Annotated in this window: 24 protein-coding genes; 19 read left to right on the forward strand and 5 right to left on the reverse strand. The window is 29.8% G+C overall.

Going from position 1 to position 20867, the window contains the following annotated elements; all coding sequences use genetic code 11:
- Positions 1 to 95: 95 nt before the first annotated feature.
- Both K354_RS0111310 and K354_RS14285 read right to left on the reverse strand, forming a co-directional pair.
- Complete coding sequence (locus K354_RS0111310) at positions 96 to 1442, reverse strand: SLC13 family permease (RefSeq protein WP_037940711.1); 1347 nt, start codon at positions 1440 to 1442, stop codon at positions 96 to 98.
- A 22-nt stretch (positions 1443 to 1464) separates the two neighbouring features.
- Positions 1465 to 2316 carry a universal stress protein gene (locus tag K354_RS14285; protein ID WP_037940713.1) on the reverse strand — a complete coding sequence of 284 codons (852 nt, stop codon included), beginning with the start codon at positions 2314 to 2316 and terminating at the stop codon, positions 1465 to 1467.
- A 206-nt stretch (positions 2317 to 2522) separates the two neighbouring features.
- On the opposite strand from K354_RS14285, the gene msrA reads away from it, so the two are divergent.
- From msrA to K354_RS0111370, 11 genes are all read left to right on the forward strand, one after another.
- Positions 2523 to 3029 carry a peptide-methionine (S)-S-oxide reductase MsrA gene (gene msrA, locus K354_RS14290; RefSeq protein ID WP_051505436.1) on the forward strand — a complete coding sequence of 169 codons (507 nt, stop codon included), beginning with the start codon at positions 2523 to 2525 and terminating at the stop codon, positions 3027 to 3029.
- Positions 3030 to 3344, forward strand: a complete 315-nt coding sequence (locus tag K354_RS0111325) for an MTH1187 family thiamine-binding protein (RefSeq protein ID WP_024955615.1) — start codon at positions 3030 to 3032, stop codon at positions 3342 to 3344. It begins immediately after the preceding gene.
- A gap of 80 nt (positions 3345 to 3424) precedes the next feature.
- A complete protein-coding gene (locus K354_RS0111330) occupies positions 3425 to 3913 on the forward strand; it encodes a 3-isopropylmalate dehydratase small subunit (protein ID WP_024955616.1) in 489 nt (162 codons plus the stop codon).
- Positions 3914 to 3996: 83 nt separating this feature from the next.
- Entirely contained in the window at positions 3997 to 5067 is a 1071-nt protein-coding gene (leuB, locus tag K354_RS0111335; protein WP_024955617.1) for a 3-isopropylmalate dehydrogenase, read from the forward strand.
- Complete coding sequence (locus K354_RS0111340) at positions 5067 to 5312, forward strand: tetratricopeptide repeat protein (protein WP_024955618.1); 246 nt, start codon at positions 5067 to 5069, stop codon at positions 5310 to 5312. The genes leuB and K354_RS0111340 overlap by 1 nt, the downstream gene beginning before the upstream one ends.
- Positions 5303 to 5653, forward strand: coding sequence for a CiaD-like domain-containing protein (locus K354_RS0111345; protein WP_024955619.1), 351 nt, complete (start codon positions 5303 to 5305; stop codon positions 5651 to 5653). Before K354_RS0111340 ends, K354_RS0111345 begins: the two co-directional genes overlap by 10 nt.
- Complete coding sequence (locus K354_RS0111350; RefSeq protein WP_024955620.1) at positions 5650 to 6780, forward strand: tRNA nucleotidyltransferase/poly(A) polymerase-related protein; 1131 nt, start codon at positions 5650 to 5652, stop codon at positions 6778 to 6780. The genes K354_RS0111345 and K354_RS0111350 overlap by 4 nt, the downstream gene beginning before the upstream one ends.
- Before the next feature lie 40 nt (positions 6781 to 6820).
- Positions 6821 to 7339 (forward strand): GNAT family N-acetyltransferase, encoded by a 519-nt coding sequence (locus K354_RS0111355; RefSeq protein ID WP_024955621.1) that lies wholly within the window; start codon positions 6821 to 6823, stop codon positions 7337 to 7339.
- A gap of 237 nt (positions 7340 to 7576) precedes the next feature.
- The gene (gene purU, locus K354_RS0111360) at positions 7577 to 8410 is read left to right on the forward strand and encodes a formyltetrahydrofolate deformylase (RefSeq protein ID WP_024955622.1); all 834 of its coding nucleotides are present in this window, start codon (positions 7577 to 7579) and stop codon (positions 8408 to 8410) included.
- A gap of 1 nt (position 8411) precedes the next feature.
- Positions 8412 to 8882 (forward strand): tRNA (cytidine(34)-2'-O)-methyltransferase, encoded by a 471-nt coding sequence (locus K354_RS0111365; protein ID WP_024955623.1) that lies wholly within the window; start codon positions 8412 to 8414, stop codon positions 8880 to 8882.
- Positions 8883 to 10019 (forward strand): BaiN/RdsA family NAD(P)/FAD-dependent oxidoreductase, encoded by a 1137-nt coding sequence (locus K354_RS0111370; protein WP_024955624.1) that lies wholly within the window; start codon positions 8883 to 8885, stop codon positions 10017 to 10019.
- Here the strand turns inward: K354_RS0111370 and K354_RS14295 are convergent.
- The gene (locus K354_RS14295) at positions 10006 to 11058 is read right to left on the reverse strand and encodes a sensor domain-containing diguanylate cyclase (protein WP_051505437.1); all 1053 of its coding nucleotides are present in this window, start codon (positions 11056 to 11058) and stop codon (positions 10006 to 10008) included. The genes K354_RS0111370 and K354_RS14295 overlap by 14 nt on opposite strands.
- Before the next feature lie 95 nt (positions 11059 to 11153).
- Between K354_RS14295 and K354_RS0111380 the strand changes: the two genes are divergently transcribed.
- Genes K354_RS0111380 through glyS form a run of 3 tightly spaced genes read left to right on the forward strand, consistent with a single transcriptional unit; the run spans position 11154 to position 15025 of the window.
- A complete protein-coding gene (locus tag K354_RS0111380) occupies positions 11154 to 11786 on the forward strand; it encodes a carbonic anhydrase (protein ID WP_024955626.1) in 633 nt (210 codons plus the stop codon).
- The gene (locus tag K354_RS14300) at positions 11783 to 12952 is read left to right on the forward strand and encodes an endonuclease/exonuclease/phosphatase family protein (protein ID WP_024955627.1); all 1170 of its coding nucleotides are present in this window, start codon (positions 11783 to 11785) and stop codon (positions 12950 to 12952) included. The genes K354_RS0111380 and K354_RS14300 overlap by 4 nt, the downstream gene beginning before the upstream one ends.
- 21 nt (positions 12953 to 12973) lie before the next feature.
- Positions 12974 to 15025, forward strand: coding sequence for a glycine--tRNA ligase subunit beta (gene glyS, locus K354_RS0111390; RefSeq protein ID WP_024955628.1), 2052 nt, complete (start codon positions 12974 to 12976; stop codon positions 15023 to 15025).
- Positions 15026 to 15056: 31 nt separating this feature from the next.
- Here glyS and K354_RS0111395 read toward each other — a convergent pair whose 3' ends face one another.
- Positions 15057 to 15974, reverse strand: a complete 918-nt coding sequence (locus K354_RS0111395) for a ketopantoate reductase family protein (protein WP_024955629.1) — start codon at positions 15972 to 15974, stop codon at positions 15057 to 15059.
- A 73-nt stretch (positions 15975 to 16047) separates the two neighbouring features.
- On the opposite strand from K354_RS0111395, the gene K354_RS0111400 reads away from it, so the two are divergent.
- The 5 genes from K354_RS0111400 to K354_RS14305 are packed head-to-tail and all read left to right on the forward strand — an operon-like array spanning position 16048 to position 20348.
- Positions 16048 to 16848 carry an efflux RND transporter periplasmic adaptor subunit gene (locus tag K354_RS0111400; protein ID WP_024955630.1) on the forward strand — a complete coding sequence of 267 codons (801 nt, stop codon included), beginning with the start codon at positions 16048 to 16050 and terminating at the stop codon, positions 16846 to 16848.
- On the forward strand, positions 16848 to 18569 hold the full coding sequence (locus K354_RS0111405; protein WP_037940715.1) for a molybdopterin-dependent oxidoreductase: 1722 nt from the start codon (positions 16848 to 16850) through the stop codon (positions 18567 to 18569). The genes K354_RS0111400 and K354_RS0111405 overlap by 1 nt, the downstream gene beginning before the upstream one ends.
- On the forward strand, positions 18548 to 19234 hold the full coding sequence (locus K354_RS0111410) for a hypothetical protein (RefSeq protein WP_024955632.1): 687 nt from the start codon (positions 18548 to 18550) through the stop codon (positions 19232 to 19234). Before K354_RS0111405 ends, K354_RS0111410 begins: the two co-directional genes overlap by 22 nt.
- 47 nt (positions 19235 to 19281) lie before the next feature.
- A complete protein-coding gene (locus K354_RS0111415) occupies positions 19282 to 19614 on the forward strand; it encodes a hypothetical protein (protein ID WP_024955633.1) in 333 nt (110 codons plus the stop codon).
- A 56-nt stretch (positions 19615 to 19670) separates the two neighbouring features.
- Positions 19671 to 20348, forward strand: a complete 678-nt coding sequence (locus tag K354_RS14305) for a cytochrome b/b6 domain-containing protein (protein ID WP_037940732.1) — start codon at positions 19671 to 19673, stop codon at positions 20346 to 20348.
- Positions 20349 to 20386: 38 nt separating this feature from the next.
- On the opposite strand, the gene K354_RS0111425 is transcribed toward K354_RS14305, so the two are convergent.
- A complete protein-coding gene (locus K354_RS0111425) occupies positions 20387 to 20725 on the reverse strand; it encodes a P-II family nitrogen regulator (RefSeq protein ID WP_024955634.1) in 339 nt (112 codons plus the stop codon).
- Between the last annotated feature and the right edge of the window lie 142 nt (positions 20726 to 20867).

Here is a 20867-nt window from a genome sequence, read left to right on the forward strand (position 1 = left end):
ACTTATTGGTTTTCTAGAGCTAAAAAAACAACTAACCTTTAGATGTATAAGATTATAAAATAATCGCCCTATATTTCTAGAGCGATTATATATGTTTAGATAAAATACTGCCAATAAAAGTAAGATACTAAAGTAATAGAGAGAATTCCAATAATATTAAATACAAAACCATACTTAGCCATTGTTTTTACTTGGACACAACCTGTACTCATAGCTATAGCATTTGGTGGTGTTGCAATAGGAAGCATAAATGCATAACTAGCACATATGGTTGCTGTCATAAGTATCAGTGTCATATCCATATTTGCAGCTTCACCTAATGAAAAGATAATAGGTAGGGCTATGGATATAAGAGCTGTATTACTTGTTATCTCTGTAGTAAATGTTATCAAAAGTGCAACACAAAGAAGTATAGCAAATGGAGGTAACTGAGTGATAACTAAAAGATAATTTGCAATCGCAGCAGCTAATCCAGTTTTACCAAAAGCAGCGGCTATTGCAAAGCCAGCACCAAATAAAAACATGATTTCATAGGGTACTTTTTTACTATCATCCCAAGCAAGAAATCCTATCTTTGGTATAAACATCAAAAGACCAAAGCTTAGTAATATAACTTTTTCATCAAGTCCTAAACCACTATAAAATGGTTTGATTGGGGAGTTTACTAAAAGAAGTACTATTAAAGCACCAAGGATTTTTACAAGTCTAGATTGGTCTTTTGTAAGCATTTTATGTTTAACATCCATGGCTGCAACTTTTATCTCTTTTAGTCCATATGAAAGAATAAAAGATATGACTACTAACATAATCATTGCTAAAGGAAGTGTAAGTCCAATCCACTTTACAAAAGGAATCATTTCAAGATTTTTAGATTCCATAAATCCCATCAAAATAAGATTTGGAGGTGTTCCTATAGGTGTTATAATTCCTCCTATACTTGCACCATACGCAATAGCTAGGATTAATCTTACTTTCATTTTCATATCTTCCACTAAAAACGATGCTATTGGTATTAAAAGCAGTGCAGTAGTAGTGTTTGAAAGAAAAGAGCTAAGAACAGCCGCCGCCGTAGCTAATGAAGTTATAAGTCCTAGTGGAGTTGAAGGAAAAACAGAAGTTATCTTTGAAGCGATAACTTTATGTAAATCAGTTTTTTCAGTTGCAATCGCAAGTAAAAAACCACCTAAAAATAGATATATAGTTGTTTTTGAGTAGTTAGCTGTAGTTGCAGCAGTATTTAAAATACCTAAAGCTGGAAAAAGAGCTATAGGCATCAAAGAAACAACACCAAGTGGTAAACCATCATTTGTCCAAAGTGTTACTAATAATACGATAACACCTAAAAGCCTAGCATGAGTTGGTTCAAAAAATATTGATGCAACCCCAAAGCCTATTAACCCTAATATTAATCCCAATATTATTTTTTTTATATTACTATCCAAATTAAACCCCTTTAATTTTTATTTAATGTGCACTTAAAACTGGAACTTTTGTATGTTTTAATAAATATGTTGTTAGTCCACCAAGTACTTTTTCTTTTATTTTTCCTTGTGCATATGCTCCAGCTACTATAAGACCATAGTTGCCATCTTCAACTTTTTTTAGTAGGGCCTCACCTCGTATCTTGGTATGTACAACTACTGCACACTTAGCCTCAATATTATGAATTGATAAATAATCTTTTATATCATATATTGTTGGTTTAATATCTATTGTACTTTCCCTTGTTACTATTAAAACTTCTTTTGCTTTTACCAAAAATGGCATTGCCCCATCAATTGCTCTTGATGATTCTGTCGTGGCATTCCAAAAAATGATTATTCTACTTGGATCAAAATTATCCAATACTCTTGGTATCATCATAACAGGTTTACCACTATGTAAAACTGCTGCTTTAAATGTCGCAGTAGGTACATTCCCAGGAGGGCAAGCTGCTATAACCATATCGCATAGTTTTCCATACTGAGCAACTAAGGTACTTCTTAACCCTTGGTCGATTATCAATGAAGCAGTTGCATTGCAATCAGTTACTGTATCTTTGGTAATTTTGACATTAAGTTCATCACAGACTTGTTTAAAAATATTTTTATATTTATTAGTAGTTCCGACTTCAATTTGTTGATTGATATCATTCATTTTATCAATTAAGTGTTTGGGAGCAAAGCCTTCAGATGAGACTGTTTTTTTTGAAATTGTTTCTGATCGTAAAACTTCTAAATGAGCACCTAAATATTTTGCAATTAAAAGAGCACCTTTTATTCGCTCATTAAGTTCATCTCCTCCACCTAGCGGTAAGAATACTTTTTTTGGTAACATTTTTTTCCTTTAACAATTAACTTGTAATACTAGCATACTTTTATTAAATTAAATATACCTAAAAAAAGGTCAAAATTTCATTAATGTTTAATTTTACATTAAGTAACATAATTAATACATAACTTCCAATTAATATCAAGTTTTATTCTAACCTAAAATAAGCAAAATAAATATATAATGTGATTATATAAATAAAAAGAGAAAAAATGAATGCAAAAAAAGATAATAATGATTTTTCATTAGCATATTTTGCTGGTGGATGTTTTTGGGGCGTTGAGTACTATTTTAATAAAGAAGATGGAGTAATAGAAGCTCTTTCTGGTTTTATGGGTGGACACTTGGAAAATCCTACTTATCAAGACATTTGTTATAAAGATACAGGACATCTTGAGGTTGTTTCAGTAAAATATAATCCTGAAGTTATTAGTTATGAAAACTTAGCAAAACTGTTTTTTGAAATTCATGATCCTACTCAAACGAATGGACAAGGACCTGATATTGGAGAACAATATCTTTCTGCTGTATTTGTTTCTAGTGAAGAAGAAAAAACTATAATAAAAAATCTTATCTCTATACTTGAAAAAAAAGCTTTACATGTAGCTACTAAAATACTACCAAAAGCAACATTTTATGAAGCAGAAGAGTATCATCAAAGATACTATACAAAAACGGGTAAAACTCCGTATTGCCATCGTCGAATAGTGAGGTTTTAAATGAGTGTTTTATTAGAGTTTAGTATGTTCCCTACAGATAAGGGAGAGAGTGTTAGTAAGTATGTAAGCCGTATTTTAGAAATGATAGATACAAGTGGGGTTGAGTACCAGTTAACTCCTATGGGAACAGTCATAGAGTGTGAAAAAATAGATGATGCATTAGATATTATTAAACGCTCTTATGAGTGCTTAGAAAAGGATTGTTCTAGGGTTTACTCTTCTTTGAAATTTGATATAAGAAAAGATAAAAAAAAGAGACTTACTACAAAGATAGACTCTATTGAAAAAACATTAGGTAAAAAGATAAAACATTAATTAAAATTTGATTTAATCTTTTTCATACACCTTTTTAGATAAAATATCTTCTAATTTAAAGAAAATTCTCAAGGACTTTTATGAATATTATAAATGGAAAAGTTTGGACATTTGGTGACAATATCGATACAGACCTTATTATAGCTGCAAGATATTTGAATACTTCAGATCCAAAAGAATTAGCAAAATATGTTATGGAAGATGCAGATCCAGAATTTCGCTCAAAAATACAAAAAGGCGACATTATCGTTGCTGGTGAAAACTTTGGTTGTGGTTCATCACGTGAACATGCACCTATAGCTCTAAAAGCAGCAGGTATTAGTGCTGTTGTTGCAAAAAGTTTTGCAAGAATTTTTTATAGAAATGCTTTTAATATGGGATTACCTATCTTTGAACTCGACGAAAGCGGAGAGATTAAAGAAGGCGATATTATCAAAATAGACATGGACAATGGCAATATCGATAGTAAAAATAATGTCAAATCATACAAATTTTCACCAATTCCAGAGTTTATGCAAGAACTTGTTAGTTGTGGTGGACTTATGAATTATGCAAAGAAAAGTAAATAATATAAATATATAAATTCTTCACAAGCAAAAGCTTATAGAGGAATTTTACTTGGAAGAAGTTCCATGTAGAAGGGAAAATAATGATGAATAGATATAAAATAGCGATTATCAAGGGTGATGGAATAGGCCCTGAAATAGTAGATGAAGCGATAAAAGTTTTAGATGCTGTAAGTGCAAAAGAAAATTTTGAATTAAATTATGAAGAGTATCTTATGGGAGGTTGTGCTTATGATGTAAAAGGTGTACCTCTCCCAGCTGAAACTGTAGAAGGTTGTAAAAACTCTGATGCTATTCTTTTTGGTGCAATTGGTGGAGAAAAATGGGACAACTTAGAACGTCATCTTAGACCTGAGAGTGGGTTATTGAAACTTAGAAGTGAACTTGGTGTTTTTGCAAACCTAAGACCAACCAATGTTTTTGATGAGTTAGTAGATGCAAGTACAATTAAACCTGAAGTTTTAAAAGGTGTTGATCTTTTTGTTGTAAGAGAGTTAACTGGTGGTATCTACTTTGGACAACCTCGTGAAAAAGGTATTGATAGAGCATATAACACTATGGTTTATACAAAAGAAGAGATAAGAAGAATCGCAGTAGTTGCATTTGAGAGTGCAATGAAAAGACGTAAATCTGTTTGTTCGGTTGATAAAGCAAATGTTTTAGAAGTAAGCCAACTTTGGAGAGAAACAGTTGAAGAAGTAGCTCTTGATTACCCTGAAGTAACTCTATCACACATGTATGTTGATAATGCAGCTATGCAATTAGTAAGAAATCCAAAACAATTTGATGTTATTTTAACTGGAAATATTTTTGGAGATATTTTAAGTGATGAAGCAAGTATGATTAGTGGGTCAATTGGGCTTTTACCTTCTGCTTCAGTTGGTGGAAAAGTTGGGCTTTTTGAACCGATTCATGGAAGTGCCCCTGATATTGCTGGTCAAGGAATTTCTAATCCAATAGCGACAGTTATGAGTGCTGCTATGATGTTACGTTTTGCCTTAAATGAGAACAATGCAGCTGAGAGAATAGAAAAAGCAGTACAAATGGTTCTTAAAGATGGTTATAGAACAAAAGATTTAGCAGACTATGGAGCAAAAGAAGTTTGTTCTACTAGCGAGATAGGTTCAATCATAGCGGATTACGTAGCTAAAATATAATGAAAACATTAACTTTAGCTTCAATTTATGAACTCCAAGGCCTCAAAAGTGAGGCTTTGGAAATATATAAAGATTTGTTAAAAAAAGATCCAAATAACAAAGAGGCAAAAATTGCTATTAAAAGACTCTCGGGCCTTCGTAAAAAATATCCTAATGTAAATGAAGATATGAAGAAATTTTTTGTCAATATGGACAGCGAAGTAGAGTTTTTAGAATTTGAAAGGTGGTTGGTAAAGTGGAATTAAAAGATATGATACTTTCGACATTGGCTGAACTTGAAGATGTTAATGAAGAAAATAAAGAAGAAATAAAACAAGAGCCTCCAATTGAAAAAAGTGTAGAAATTCAGGAAGAAACAGTAGATGTGCTCGACGTAGAAAATGAAGAGGCATGTACAAATATTTTAGAAGATGAAAAGCATTTTTGTGAAAGTATGAGAGAACGTATTCTTGTTTTGTTTGAAGGTTTTCAATCTCCAAATAATAAAAGTATAGAAGCAAAAGTAGATTTAACTTTAAACTTTTTAGAATATCTTTTAGCAGTAATAGATGAGCGATTAGAAAGTTTAGATAAAAAAGAGAAATGAATTATCTAGAAAAATTTCCGCAAGACCTTCAAAAAAAGATAGAAGAGATAGCTAATCTTCTTTCTGTTTTTACCAATCGTGCATATCTTGTAGGTGGATGTGTACGAGATATCCTTTTAAATAACAAAATCAAAGATTTAGACATAGAAGTTTACGATATATCTCCAAGTGATTTTGATAATATCATGCAAAAATATGGGGCAAAAGGAGTAGGTAAAACTTTTTTTGTTTATAAAATTGGTGATATTGATTTAGCACTTCCTCGGGTTGAGCGAAAAGTAGGAATTGGGCATAAAGCTTTTGAAGTAGAAGTGGTAGATGATGAACAACTCGCTTCAAAAAGAAGAGATTTTACTATGAATGCTATGATGGTAAATATCTTTGATGGAAAGCTTTTTGATTTTTGGGCTGGACATAAGAGTATTGAAAATCAAACAATTTCTTTAATAGATAAAAACTCTTTTAAAGAAGATAGTTTGAGGGTTTTAAGAGCAATTCAATTAAGTGCTAGATTTGGTTTTGAGATAGAAAAGCAGACTTTAGAAGTAATGAATGAGATTGACTTAAGCGATTTAACAAAACCTAGGATTTTTTGGGAATTTGAAAAACTTTTTTATGCACAAAATCTAGCTTTAGGATTTGTTTACATGTGTAGATTGAATATATTTGAAAAAATCTTTACATGTAAGATAAATACAAATAGAATAAGTGATATAGAAAAAGAGCTAAAAGAGTCTATTGGAAGGTTTGTTGAAGAGTTAAGACCTTATTACTTTTTTTATATTGTGGCTAATTTAAGTGGCTTTAATGCACTTGATTGGTGTAAGCAAATAGAGACTCCTCTTCATTACCAAAGAGCTTTGAAAAATCAACCTTTTTTTTCTAAAGACATAAATGACAAAGAACTTCTTATAATAGCAATAGACATGCCTATAAAAAAATGGCTAGGAAATTACAAAAAAGAGATAATAACTAGGGCAAAAAAACTAGATATTTATGAAAGTATTTATACTGGTGGCATAACAATTCAAAATATCATTGCAGATGGATTTGAAAAAGAAGACATAAAAATAGAGTATAGACGAAGAGTAATAAGAACAATAGAAGAGAAGTTTTCTTTATCTTAAAAAAATACTCTTAAATAAAGAGATACTAAAAGGAACATTGTTGTCACAAATTCATACTGAAATCCCAAATTTTTTACTACGAATTGCTACTGTTAAAGATGCAGCACTAGTGGTTAGCTTTATGAATAAACTTGGTGCTTTTCAAAAAATGTCAGACAAAATTACTGCTACAACAGAACAAATAGAGCGATTACTTGTTTCTAATCAAGGTGAGGCTGTATTTGGGGTTTATGATGGTAAAACCGTTGGCTTTGCATATTTTTACCAAAAAAGTTCAGCTTTTACAGGGCGTTCAGGGTTATATATAGATGCTTTTTTTATTGATGATTCAATGCGAGGTAAAAGACTAGGTAATATTATGATGCAATTTTTGTCAAAACATGCACTTGAGCGTGGATGCGAAATGCTAGAATGGGGTTGCTTGGATTGGAATACCCCTGCCATCGATTTTTACAAAAAGTTAGGCGCTTATCGGGTTGATGAGATGCACATGTATCGTTTAGCCCCAGATAAGTTAGTGGCAAATGCAACTTTGTTTAAAGGTTCTATTCTAGAGTAAGTTTATTTTGAATATGTGCATATAAAGTTTAAGCCTCTAAAAGATAGATTACTTTTATGACATTTACATGTAAAGATTTATAATGACTTTTCATAGAGATGTTTGCTTATTAATCCTCTAAGTACTTTTTAGATAAAATACACGTTTTATAGAAATTAATTAAAAGATTCTTCGCAAAGTAAAAATTTTTGTGAGAGGAATTTTTACTGGACTTGTTCAGTGAAAAGGGATAATGAAATGAATAACTACATATTAAAAATAGACTGTTCTGATGCAAAAGGGCTTATATATAAAATCTCAGATGTTATATATAAGAGTGATTTAAATATTGTAAAAAATGATGAATATGTTGATAAGGAAAATGGAAAATTTTTCTTTAGAGCTATAATAAATGGTGACATTGAAAATGGTAATTTAGTTTCTAAACTAACAGAAGTAATGCCTGAAAACGCAAATATTTATTTGACAAAAAAAGTAAAGAAAAAAATAATCATTATGGCTACAAAAGAGTCACATTGTTTGGGTGATTTACTTTTGAAATATTATAGTGGAGAGTTAAATGCTGAGATAGTGGCTGTTGTTTCAAACTATGATTATTTACAAGATTTGGTAGAAAAATTTGATATTCCTTACCATCATGTTTGCCATGAAGGACTCAATCGTTTAGAGCATGAAGCAAAAGTTTTAGATGTACTAAAAAATTATGAGTGTGATTTTATAGTCCTTGCAAAATATATGAGAATTTTATCGAGTGATTTTGTAGGTCATTATAATGAAAAAATGATAAATATACATCATTCATTTTTACCTGCTTTTATTGGTGCAAATCCTTACAAACAAGCTTTTATTCGTGGTGTAAAAACTATAGGTGCAACAGCTCACTTTGTAAATAATAACTTAGATGAAGGTCCAATTATCGCTCAAGATGTTATTAATGTAGATCATGAGTTTTCATGGAGAGATATGCAAAAAGCTGGACGCAATGTAGAAAAGGTAGTTTTATCCAATGCTCTTGAGTTAGTATTAGACGAGCGTGTTTTTGTTCATGCTAATAAAACGATAATTTTTTAATATGTTTAATATAGTTTTAGTCCACCCACAAATCCCACAAAATACAGGTAGCATAGGAAGATTATGTGTAAATACTGATTGTAAGTTACATATAGTCAAACCTACTTGTTTTGAGATAAATGATAAAAATGTTAAAAGAGCCGGACTTGATTATTGGGATTTACTTGATGTTACTGTTTGGGAAAATTTAGATGAATTTTTAGCTGCAAATGCAGATAAAATAGATAGGTTTTTCTTTGCAACAACAAAAAGTGATAAACCATACTTTGATGCTAAATTTCAAAAAGATGACTTCTTGTTTTTTGGTGGTGAATCAACAGGACTTCCAATGGAACTTATGAAAGCAAAATGGGAAAATGCAATAACAATACCTATGGGAAAAAATGGAAGAAGTTTAAATCAAGCAGTCTCTGTTGGTATTGTTCTTTATGATGCTTTACGTCAAAATTATACTGATTTTCAAAGTAAATAATTGAAGATATATGACATAGCTATTTTAGGAGCAGGTGCAAGTGGTTTGATGGCTGCTTCTTTAATGCCTACTAAGAACATAGCTGTTATTGATTCTAATTCTAAAATAGGTTTAAAAATTCTAGCAAGTGGTGGTGGTAAGTGTAATATCACTAATAAAAATGTAACTGTAAATAACTATTTAGGTGATAAAAAGTTTATAAAAAAAGCACTTGATAATTTTACTCCAAAACAATTATTTAGTTTTTTAGATCCATTTTATCTTGAATTTGAAGTGAGAAAATATGGACAATATTTTTGTAAAAAATCTGCAAAAGATTTAGTAGCTGTTTTTGAAAATCTTACCCGTCATTGTACGTTTCATATGAACTCAAAAGTCTTACATGTAGACTTTAAAGAAAGTTTTATAATTCAAACTCAAAAAGAAAAAATATATGCTAAGAAATTGATTATTGCCAGTGGTGGTATAAGTTATACTGCTATTGGAGCTAGTCCTATAGGCTATGAAATAGCAAAATCTTTTGGGCATAGCTTAATTACACCTGCACCTGCACTTGTTGGATTAACAGTACAAAAAGAACAATTTTGGATGAAAAGTTTAAGTGGAATATCTTTTAATGCTAAATTAAGTGTTGAAGATAAAGTTTTAGAAAGTGATTTACTTTTTACTCATAAAGGTATAAGTGGTCCTGTAGTTTTAAGTGGTTCACTGTATTGGAAAAAAGGAAAAATATCATTTGATTTTTTGCCAAATATTGATTTAAGTAAACTTTTAGAGAAAAAGTCAAAAAAACAAATTAGCTCATTGATACCTTTACCAAAAAGATTTATGACAGAGTTTTTGAAATCTATAGACTTAGAAGATAAATCGGTTGTAAGGTTAAAAAAAGAAGAGTTAGAAAAGTTAAATCTTTTAAAAAATTATGAGTTTGCACCAGCAGGAAATTTTGGTTTTACTAAAGCAGAAGTTACAAAAGGTGGCGTTAATACAGATGAGATAGATGCTGTGAGTTTTGAGAGTAAATTACAAAAAAAATTATATTTTATTGGCGAAGTGTTAGACGTGACAGGTGAACTAGGAGGATATAACTTTCAATGGGCATTTGCTTCAGCAAATAGTTTAGCTACTCATATATAATTTTATCACGACCTTCTTTTTTGGCTTTATAAAGCATATCATCAACTCTTTTCATAATATTTGTTTTATTATCTTTTTCTCTAAAATTTGTTATACCAAAACTACAAGTGATTGTTTGTCCAATATTAAAGTCATAGTTGATTATAATTTCTCTAATTTTTTTAGCAGACAGCAGGGCATTTTCTTTATCTGTTTTTTGTAAAATTAGGGCAAATTCTTCGCCACCCCATCTAGCAAATATATCACAATCCCTAACATTTTCATCAACAATTGAAGCTAATTTTACAAGAATTTCATCACCTACTAAATGTCCATGAACATCATTGATTGCTTTGAAGTTATCTATATCAAAAAGTACTAATGATGTATCATCTTTGTATCTTTTGTATAAATTCAGGGCATATGATAGTTCCTCATTGAATTTTTTTCTGTTATATATTTTAGTTAATTCATCTTTTTGTGCATGTTTTTGTATATTTCTTTCATTACTTATATCTTGTGAAAATGTAATAAATCCTATAATTTTTCCATTTTTATTAGTTTCTGGCATCACTTGTGTTCTTGTCCAAAATTTTTGTCCATTTTTTTTAAAGTTTCTAAATTCTCCTTCAAATGAGTGGTTTTTAAGCAGAGTCTCTTTGATTGGAGTATAAATTGGATCAGTTGGTTCTAATCTGTGTATTAAAGAATGTTTTTTCCCTAAAAGTTCATCTTTTGAATAGCCACATAACTGTGTAAATCCATCACTTACATCTGTTATTTCCCAAGATAAATTCATTTTTGAATAAAGTGTATAATTTTGAATTATTTTATACTCTTTTTCTATTAGTATTTGTTGAGAGTTGATTTCTTTAAGAGCATTGTCTAGTTTTTTGAGTACTTTATTTCTCTTTAAATAAACATATAAAACCAATAAATATGAAGAAGTAGAAATAATTAAAAAAGAAGTATTATTATTGTTGAAAAAATAGAATACAATTGAAAGTTGCATGAATGTAAATAGCGTTATAGTGGTGGAATACAGGTTGATTTTTTTCATTAGCCCTTATGCTTTAAAAATTTTGAAAAAACATTATAACGTTATTTTTATAAAATAGGTACTATAATTTTAAAAATAAAAAAGATTGGTTGATTATGAAAGTACAAGATTTAATAGATGGCAATGAAAGTTTTAAAGATAGAAAGTTTAAAAAATATGAAAATAAATTTCTTGATTTAGTAGAAAATGGACAAAATCCAAAAGTTCTCTTTATTGCTTGTAGTGATTCAAGAGTAGATCCTTCACTCATAACTAATTCAAAACCAGGGGATCTTTTTATTTTAAGAAATATAGGAAATTTTGTTCCTCCATTTTCGCCAGATAACGATTATCATGCAACGGCTGCAGGAATAGAGTATGCAGTGCATGTTTTAAAAGTAACAGATATTATTGTTTGTGGACATTCTCATTGTGGGGCTATTGAGAGTTTATACAAGGATATTGATAGTATAAATCTTTTACATGTAAAGCGTTGGTTAGATTTAGGTAAAGAAGCTAAACTTCATGTTGAAAAAAGTATAAGAAAAAATGCATCACATCAGGAAAAATTGGAGCTTACTGAAAAAGTATCTATTATTTTGCAATTAAAAAATCTTTTGACTTATCCAGAAGTCAGAGAAAGAGTAAATGAAGGTAAACTCTCTTTACGTGGTTGGTATTATAAAATAGCAACTGGTGATTTACAATATTTTTGTGACCAAGAGAGTGAATTCTTACCAATGTCATGATAAAGGTTGTATTTTTACTTTTACTGCCTTTATTTTTATTGGCAACACAATTTAGTGTTGCTTCTTATAATGTTGAAAACCTTTTTGATATTAAAAAAAGTGGTTATGAGTATAAAGAGTATATTCCAAATACAAAAAGTGGCTGGAACGAAAAAACACTTTCAATAAAAATAAAAAACCTATCAAGAGTTATAAAAGATTTAGATGCAGATATCTTAGCTCTTCAAGAAGTAGAAAATAAAGAAGTTTTAAAAAGATTAAATTTAGCCCTTAGCACAAAAAAATATCCTTACATGTATAGCTCTTTTAAAACAAAAGGAGTTGATTCGGTTTTACTTTCAAGATTTCCTATAAAAACATACAAATTATACAAAGTAATAGATATATATAGACCAATCCATAAAGTTGTAGTAAATATAAAAGGTTTACATGTAACATTTTTTTTAAATCATTGGCCTTCATATAAACAAGGTAATTCTAAACGTATGCAATATGCAAAAGCTTTAAAAAGTTTTTATAAAAAAGAAAAAAACTTTATTTTATTGGGTGATTTTAATTCTCCTTTTAGCATTGATAAACAAGGTTGGGGAAAAGCTGTTCATTGTGTTTTTAAAGATAATTATAATCTTTGGTATGAATTACCATTTAAACAAAGATATACGCATGCATTTTTTAAAAGACGAAGTGCATTAGACCATATTATAATTTCAAAAGATATTTTTTATGTACAAAACTCTTTTAACACCTTTAAACCAAGTTATATACTTGATAAGAATAAAAATCCTAAAAGATGGCAAATATCAAACAGAGGAAAAGGAAAACATTTAGGGCAAGGTTATAGTGATCATATCCCTATAAAAGCAATGTTTTCTACAAAAAAGCTTAAAGAAAGTAAGCCAAAAGATATTACGATAAAAAAGCTAATTACTACTAATAAAATAAAAGTAGATTATGTTTTAAAAGATGTGATGGTTATTGATAAAAACAAATATGGAGTAAATATTGAAGATAAATATAGAGACAAAATATTTATTTATAAACCTGATTGTAATTTTGAATTAGGCAATATTTATACTTTACATGTAAAAGAATTAGCGGTGTATAAAGGGAAAAAAGAGATAGTTTTATTAGACTTTAACTCCTGCTTAGATAAAATAAACGATTAATTATACGATAGGGGTCTATTTATGATCAAACCACTTTTAATAGAGATTGGTGTTGAAGAATTACCAGCAGTTCCATTTTTAAAAGAATTACCAAATATAGAAAAAAAATGGCTAAAAATACTTGAAGAAAACGCACTTACTTGTGAATTTAAATTTTACTATACTCCTAGAAGATTAGTTTTATGGCATAACGAGTTTCCAATGTCACAAAGTGATAGAGAAGAAGAGTTATATGGCGCACCTATATCAGTAGCTTTTAAAGACGGTGAGGCAACTCCTGCAGCAAATGGTTTTGCAAAAAAATGTGGCGTGAGTTTAGATGAAGTTGGTCGCTCAACAAAAGGCGGAAAAGAAGTTTTATACTTTAAAAAAGTGACAAAAGGTGTTGACTCAAAGAGTTTGATAGGCGACATGATAGAACAATTTATCTCTTCATTAAACTTTGGAAAGTCTATGCGATGGGGAAGCTATGATAAAAGTTTTATTCGTCCTATTAGATGGATTGGAGCGATGCTTGGAGATGAACATGTTCCTTTTAAAGTATATAATGTAGAATCAAAATATTTTTCATATCCTCATAGAACAATTTCTTATGAGCCATTTGCTTATGATTTTGCTGGAGATTATTTTGATAAGCTTAAAAATGGTGGAGTTGTACTGTATCCATCAGAGCGTAAAAAAATTATTTTAGAACAATTTAAAGAGATAGAAAAAGAAAATAGTGTAAACATTGAAATTGATGAAGAGTTATTGGCTGAGATTGTAGCAATCACAGAACATCCTAAAGCATTGATTGGTACTTTTGATGAAGAGTTTTTAAGACTTCCTCCTGAAGTAATTATTACTTCAATGAAAGAACATCAGAGATATTTTCCTGTTTTTAAAGATGGTGTAGTAACAAATAAATTTATTGTTGTATCAAATGCTATTAGTGATGATTATGATCTTATAGTAAGAGGAAATGAAAAAGTTCTAAGAGCTCGTTTGAGTGATGGACTATTTTTCTATGACAATGATTTAAGAAATGGTCTTGCTTTTGGTGGACTTAAAGATATTGTTTATCTTGATGGACTTGGTTCAGTGTTTGATAAAGTTCTTAGAGAAAAAAACATTATTGAGTATTTAGAAACAAAATATGGAAGAAAACTAGGTATAGAGATTGATTATAAGAATGAAAAAGAGATAAAAGATATTCTAAACAGAGCTATTATGATGAGTAAGTCAGACCTTCTTAGTGAAATGGTTTATGAGTTTACAGAACTTCAAGGTCTTATGGGATATTACTACGCAAAAGCTGCAAATGAAGATGACCTAGTAAGTTTAGCAATAAAAGAGCAATATCTTCCAGATAGTGAGGATAGTGAGTTACCAAGTAACTTATGTAGCTCATTGGTTGCACTCTCATGCAAACTTGATTCTTTGTTAGCCTTGTTTAGTATAGATAAAATTCCTACAGGAACAAAAGATCCTTTTGCTCTTCGTCGTGCTGTTAATGGTGTTATCAAAATAGTACTTAATAAAAATTTGGAATTTAATATAAAAGAAGATTTGAAAAAGTTAAGTGCAAACTATGCCAATTTTGATTTAATCAAATTAGAAAACTTTTTCTTAGAAAGAATTTATCAATTTTTTGATGCAAATCCTTCTATTATTAAAGCAGTTGTTGCTAGTGGAGAGAGAGATATAGTACAACTTTCTTTAAAAATAGAAGCTTTAAAAAGTATAGTAAGTAGCAGTGGTTTTAAAGAACTATTTTCTACATTTAAACGTGTGGCAAATATTATTAAAGATGTAGATACAGACAAAGATATCGTGGTAGATAAAAATCTTTTTGAACAAACAGAAGAGAATGAACTTTATGCTGAGTTTATTAAAAAATCATCTGTTGATTATAAGACTTATGAAGAAAAGTTAGATGCTCTTTTTGGTCTTAAACCTCAAATAGATAACTTTTTTGATAATGTTATGGTAAATCATGAAGATGTAAGTATAAAAACAAACAGACAAAATCTTATAGCTACAATCTATAAAGAATTTAAACAAATTGCAGATATAAAAGAAATTAGTATCTAATTAAATCTAAAGGGAAATCAGTGAGATTTCCCTAAGAGTTTTCAATATCTTTAATAATCAACCACTTATATAAAGACTTCATTCTTTCTACCTTAACACCTAATTTATCACCTTCTATACAAATATAACCAGTAAGTGCATCCACTTCACTTTTATGTTTATTTCTAAAATCAAGTAACATAGAAGTAGTGGCATTGAAAGGAACATTGTTTTTTGCTTGAAAGATAGCTTCTTGTAAATTTTTTTCTGTTAACTCTATACCTTTCTTATTTGCTAAAGCTATTATTTCTTGAAGTACTTCTTTAAGCTCTTCTTCATGCTCTTTTATAATTTCACCCATACTTGCATTATAAAAACTTGTCATCGTAGCAAAAGCACTTATGAAAAGAAATTTTCTCCAACATTTTAGTGTGATTTTTTTTGATATTTTTGTTTTTAAACCAGCATTATTAAAAATATGATAAATTTTTTCTAATGTTTTAGGATGAACTTCATCTGAGCCTATAAAAAGTTGAAAGACACCACCATATTTTTTGATAACTCCTGGTTTTCTTATGTTTGAAAGTATATAGATACAAGATTCACATACTGGATTTTTAGGAAAATATGTTTTAAATTTTTCTTTGTATCCTACTCCATTAGCTGTTGTCATCAAAATAGTCTTTTGTGTTATAGAGTCTTTAATCTTTTCACATGTTTCATTAAAGTCATATGATTTTATTGTAAAAATAACCAAGTCATAGGGGGCATTTTGGTTAAAATCATCAGTGATATGAAAAGTTTTAATATTAAATTTTTTATCTTCATCCTGTATAGTAAGACCATTTTCTTTTATTGCTTCAAGATGTTTACCACGAGTAATGATAGTTACATCAGTAAAGCCATTTTTTACAAGTTTTGCTCCAAGATACCCGCCAACACCACCAGCACCTATGATTGCAATTTTCATTATTTTTCACCTTATTAAAATTCATTTACATAAACTAATGTATAATAACAGATAAATTATAAAGGAACGATATATGAAATACCTGTTAAGTCTTTTTGTCTTTGCTCTTAGTTTAAATGCAAGCATTTATTATGCCAAAGTTGACCCTTATGAAACATATTCTGTAAAGGCATCAGCAAGTGGTGAAGTGACTTCTTTATATAAAGAAGCAGAAGGCAAAGTATCAAATGGTGGAGTATTAATCCAAATTGATGATTTTTTAAATAAAAAAGAGTTAATCAGCTCACAAACGAAATTAGAATCCTTAAAAAGAACGTTAGAATTAACAAAACAAAATATTGAAAACTCAAAAGAAGTAGAACGTATTAGAAAAGATACTTATGAGAGAATAAAAAATTTAAAAACAAAATCAAAAACCAATAAAGATGCTGAACTTATAAATCTTATCAATGCAAATAATCAAGTTCTTTCTTTAGAAAATACTTTAGAAAATTTAAAAGTATCCATAAGTGATTTAGAGTATAAAATAGCAACTTTACAAGATACAATCAATAAAAAAAGTGTAAAAATAAAATCAGGATTTTTGATTTATAAAACATATGTTGATGAAGGCGATTATGTAAATGTAGGAGCATCTTTAGTAGATGCATATGATATTTCAAAAGGTAAATTAACTATATATCTGTCAAAAGAAGATGTAGCCAATGCTAAATCCAGTGTTATTTATATAAATGATAAACCAACTACTCTAAAAGCAGATAAAATTTGGAAAGTGGTCGATACAGAAAACATATCTTCATATAAAACAGAGATAATTATACCAGCACCTAAACGTTTTTCGGAACTGTTAAAAATAGAGTTTAAGGCAAAATAATGCTTACAACTTGTGCACTTGATTGTTTTGATGGCTGTAGTATTGAAGTTGATGAAAATTTAAAACTCAAAGGTGAAAAAAAACATCCTATCACACAAGGTTTTCTTTGTCATCATATGACTAATTTTCATAAGTTTCCTCGCATAGAAAAAGCAACTCTTCATGGTAAAGAGATAAGTATAGATGAGGCAATAAAAACTGTAAAAGATAAACTTGGCAAAAAAACACTTTTTTACAAAGGAAGTGGTAATTTAGGCGTTATGCAAGGAGTCACTAAACTCTTTTTTGCACAAAATGGAGCTGATTTAACTCAAGGTTCTTTATGTCAGGGTGCTGGAGAAGCAGGCATAGAAGAGGGACGAGGAGCATGCTTGTCTTGGAGTCCTAAAAGAGTAGAACAGAGTGATGTTGTTATCATCTGGGGACAAAATCCAAGTGTTACAAACTCTCATGTTTTACCTGCTTTAAAAGGCAAAACAGTTATCGTCATAGACCCGTATACAACAGATATTGCAAAAAAAGCTGATTTACATGTAAAGGTAAAACCAAGAGGTGATATATACTTAGCAATGCAGCTTTCTCGCATGGCTTATATGGCACAAATGGAAGATGAAGAGTTTATAGAAAACAGATGCGAAAATTTTGATTATTTTATTGATTTTGTCAATGCTAAACCTATTGTAATGTTGGAAAATAGAAGTGGTGTGTGTAGTTTAGATGTTGATAAAATACTCTCTATGATAAAAGGGAAAAAAGTCTCTTTTCTTGTAGGTTTAGGTGTACAAAAATACTCTTTTGGACATAGTGTATTAAGAGCCATTGACTCTTTTGCAGCTATGCTTGGATTGTTTGGGAAAGAGGGCTGTGGGGTAAGCTATATTGCTAATAGCGCATTTGGTTTTAAATCACCCTTTAGTGTAAAAGCCAATAAAGTAGTTTTGCCACTAGTAGACTTTGGGAACTATGATTTGGTCTTTATCCAAGGAGGCAATCCTGTCACTCAATCACCTTGCACTCCTAAAGTAAAAGAAGGTTTAGAAAAAGCAAAATTTGTAGTCTATTTTGGTTTACATGTAAACGAAACTTCAAAGATGGCAGATTTGATTATTCCTGCTAAAACATTCTTAGAAAAACAAGATATGAAACTCTCTTATGGTCATGAATACATTGGTTTTATGCCAAAAATAGTAGAGAATGATATTGGGATTAGTGAGTATGATTTATGTTCTCAATTGGGGTGTGAACTTAAAAGTGAACAAGAGTATATAGATGAGATATTTGAATCAAATTCCGTAGAAAAAAATGGCAGATATATTTCAAAAACATATGAAGATATTCCTTATGAAAAAGAGTTTTATACAGATAGCGGAAAGTTTGAATTTTTTGATGATTTTTATGATGATTTTAAAGAAGAGGATTTAAACGAAGGATTTTATCTTTTACATGCAAAGTATAACAAATCTTTAAATTCACAATTTACAACAGAACAGTTTTTGCACGTTCCTGTCTGTTTAGGACTAAAAGACAATCAAACTATAAAACTAACAAATGGAACGTATGAGTGCGAATATGTTGTCAAAAATGATGAAAACTTAAGAGATGATTGTATGCTTTTATACTCTGGACATAAAGATGCCAATATGCTTACTCCTTATGCAAAAAGCGATGAAGGTGATGCTGCAATATATCAGGAGATGAAATGCCAGATAGTGTCCTCTTAGATGATGCACTTCTTTTAGTAGAACAAAACTTTTATTTTTTACATGTTGGAGAGTTTTTTGGAGATTTATCTAAAAAAGAGAAACTTTCAAATCGAGATTTACAGGTAACAAGAACCTTTGAAGAATCACAAAGTTATAGTTTTAATGCAGCGATTGTAAAAGAGTTATTATTGGATGCTGAGCAAAATAAAAACAATGAAATTACGCTGTATGAGTATTTTGTTGAGTTTAACTCTTTTAGAGGAATTTGCATGGCTATGGTAGAAGCCCTAAGGCTAGAGAGCCCATTTAGAAGTTTTATGCAAATTCGTTTAGGTGAGCAGTTTGAAAACTTTTTTGATTTGGTTAGTTTTGTAAGAAACGTACTCTCCCATAACATACACGCACAGATAAAACTTAATGAAAAAGATTATGAAGGAACTCTAAAAAGAATTCGCCGCATGAAAAGAGATACAAATATATCTTTTCATCTTATTTATGCACGAGATTTACCAGAGATTGGTTCACCTGATATAAATTATGGCTTTACATGTAAGGTAGATTTTGAATCTTTAAAAGAAGGGATGCCTTTTTTAGAGATTATTTCTCATTGGGAACTTATGATGTTATCTGAGTTATGTTTTAACCTTGTCATGGCTTATAACTTGTTTGAAAGTGAAGTATAATATCTAATTGGTACATATTTTGCTTTTAATATACAAAGGAGTTTAATATGTATAATAATTTTTTCGCAATAGACCCAATGGCAGCAACAAGTTATGGTATGTATAATTCTGTTAAAGGGGAAGAAGGTTCTTTTGTAGATTTTCTTCTTAGCTATGATTCTAAAGCTGCTAATGAAAATGATAACTCTTGGCTAAATGATTTAGTCAATGATGAGACACTTAGTAAAATTCAATCACCAGAAATGCTCCAAGCACTTAATCTTACTGGAATAAGCACTATGGATTTTTTATCTCAAAAAAGTTATTTTGATACCCAAGCTGAAGGCTATAAACTGATGCTCAAACAAGAAATGTTAAAGAGAGATATTCCGATTTCGTAAAGCATTAGTTTACTTTTTTGTTGTAAACTACTGAAAATTTAGGATTAAGGATACTCTTGATAAAGTCATATATTTGGTCAATTCCCACTAGGGTTTTTCATTGGCTATTTGCTCTATTGATACTTGCTGCGTTTCTTACAGATGAAGATAGTCTACTTTACTATCATGCTCTTATTGGTTACGGACTTTTATTTGTTGTAATATTTAGAATTTTATGGGGATTTATTGGACCAAAGTTTTCACGGTTTAAAGATTTTCCTTTGAGTAAAAATGAGGTTAAGGATTTTTTAGCCGAGATATTTAATAAAAAACAAAAACATGTAGGTCATAACCCTTTAGCTTCTTTTGTGATGATAAGTATGTTTGTTGTATGTGTTATAACTATTTTTACAGGTGTTATAACTTTTGGTGCAGATGAAGGAAAAGGGATTGTATCTTTTTTGAACAATTCATCTTTAAAGGATATGAAATTGTTAAAAGAAGTGCATGAGCTTTTTGCAAATCTATTTATAGCTCTTATTGTGGCACATCTTGCTGGAGTAGTGTTTGATAGAGTATTTCATACACAATATAAAACATTAAATTCTATATTTGATGGATATAAAATGACTGATGCAAATATGTCAATCTCTTTAAATATTTTTCAAAAAATATCTTTTTTACTTTTTGTAATAGTTTTAGTAAGTTTTATAGTGTTTAGTTTTATGTATCCAAATAATATTTTGGTTTCTTAAAGTAGAGAGTTGGGAGTAGATGTCTACTCCCAATTTGATTATAACGCTTCGTTATCAGTTTCGTTTGTTCTTATACGAATTGATTTTTCAATGTTACTTACAAATATCTTACCATCACCGATTTTACCAGTTTTAGCACTTTCACTTATAACCTTAATGACTTCAGCTTCAACTTCATCTTTTACAACAAGTTCGATTTTTATTTTTGGCAAAAAATCAACTACATATTCAGCGCCACGATATAACTCTGAATGACCTTGTTGACGTCCGTATCCTCTTACTTCACTTACAGTCATACCCGTAAGTTCAAGTGAACTTAGGGCATCTTTTACATCTTCAAGTTTGAAAGGTTTGATTATAGCTTCTATTTTTTTCATTACCTATTCCTTACATTGATTGTTTGCTAAATTCTGGATATGCTTCCAGACCACATTCATGTTGATCTTCTCCATCATATTCTTCTTCGTCACTTACTCTAATGCCCATTGTTAATTTAAGAACAAACCATACAGCAAATGA

Source organism: Sulfurospirillum arcachonense DSM 9755, from assembly GCF_000597725.1.
GTDB lineage: Bacteria > Campylobacterota > Campylobacteria > Campylobacterales > Sulfurospirillaceae > Sulfurospirillum_A > Sulfurospirillum_A arcachonense.

Excerpts from the sequence above, each read along its gene's own strand:
- K354_RS0111395 (WP_024955629.1), bottom strand. The coding sequence starts at position 15,974 with ATGAAAATTGCAATCATAGGTGCTGGTGGTGTTGGCGGGTATCTTGGA.
- K354_RS0111415 (WP_024955633.1), top strand. The coding sequence starts at position 19,282 with ATGTATAATAATTTTTTCGCAATAGACCCAATGGCAGCAACAAGTTAT.
- glyS (WP_024955628.1), top strand. The coding sequence starts at position 12,974 with ATGATCAAACCACTTTTAATAGAGATTGGTGTTGAAGAATTACCAGCA.
- K354_RS0111325 (WP_024955615.1), top strand. The coding sequence starts at position 3,030 with ATGAGTGTTTTATTAGAGTTTAGTATGTTCCCTACAGATAAGGGAGAG.
- K354_RS14295 (WP_051505437.1), bottom strand. The coding sequence starts at position 11,058 with ATGAAAAAAATCAACCTGTATTCCACCACTATAACGCTATTTACATTC.
- K354_RS0111330 (WP_024955616.1), top strand. The coding sequence starts at position 3,425 with ATGAATATTATAAATGGAAAAGTTTGGACATTTGGTGACAATATCGAT.
- K354_RS14285 (WP_037940713.1), bottom strand. The coding sequence starts at position 2,316 with ATGTTACCAAAAAAAGTATTCTTACCGCTAGGTGGAGGAGATGAACTT.
- K354_RS0111380 (WP_024955626.1), top strand. The coding sequence starts at position 11,154 with ATGAAAGTACAAGATTTAATAGATGGCAATGAAAGTTTTAAAGATAGA.
- K354_RS0111365 (WP_024955623.1), top strand. The coding sequence starts at position 8,412 with ATGTTTAATATAGTTTTAGTCCACCCACAAATCCCACAAAATACAGGT.
- msrA (WP_051505436.1), top strand. The coding sequence starts at position 2,523 with ATGAATGCAAAAAAAGATAATAATGATTTTTCATTAGCATATTTTGCT.
- K354_RS0111400 (WP_024955630.1), top strand. The coding sequence starts at position 16,048 with ATGAAATACCTGTTAAGTCTTTTTGTCTTTGCTCTTAGTTTAAATGCA.
- K354_RS0111350 (WP_024955620.1), top strand. The coding sequence starts at position 5,650 with ATGAATTATCTAGAAAAATTTCCGCAAGACCTTCAAAAAAAGATAGAA.
- leuB (WP_024955617.1), top strand. The coding sequence starts at position 3,997 with ATGAATAGATATAAAATAGCGATTATCAAGGGTGATGGAATAGGCCCT.
- K354_RS0111340 (WP_024955618.1), top strand. The coding sequence starts at position 5,067 with ATGAAAACATTAACTTTAGCTTCAATTTATGAACTCCAAGGCCTCAAA.
- K354_RS0111405 (WP_037940715.1), top strand. The coding sequence starts at position 16,848 with ATGCTTACAACTTGTGCACTTGATTGTTTTGATGGCTGTAGTATTGAA.
- K354_RS0111410 (WP_024955632.1), top strand. The coding sequence starts at position 18,548 with ATGCCAGATAGTGTCCTCTTAGATGATGCACTTCTTTTAGTAGAACAA.
- K354_RS0111425 (WP_024955634.1), bottom strand. The coding sequence starts at position 20,725 with ATGAAAAAAATAGAAGCTATAATCAAACCTTTCAAACTTGAAGATGTA.
- K354_RS14300 (WP_024955627.1), top strand. The coding sequence starts at position 11,783 with ATGATAAAGGTTGTATTTTTACTTTTACTGCCTTTATTTTTATTGGCA.
- purU (WP_024955622.1), top strand. The coding sequence starts at position 7,577 with ATGAATAACTACATATTAAAAATAGACTGTTCTGATGCAAAAGGGCTT.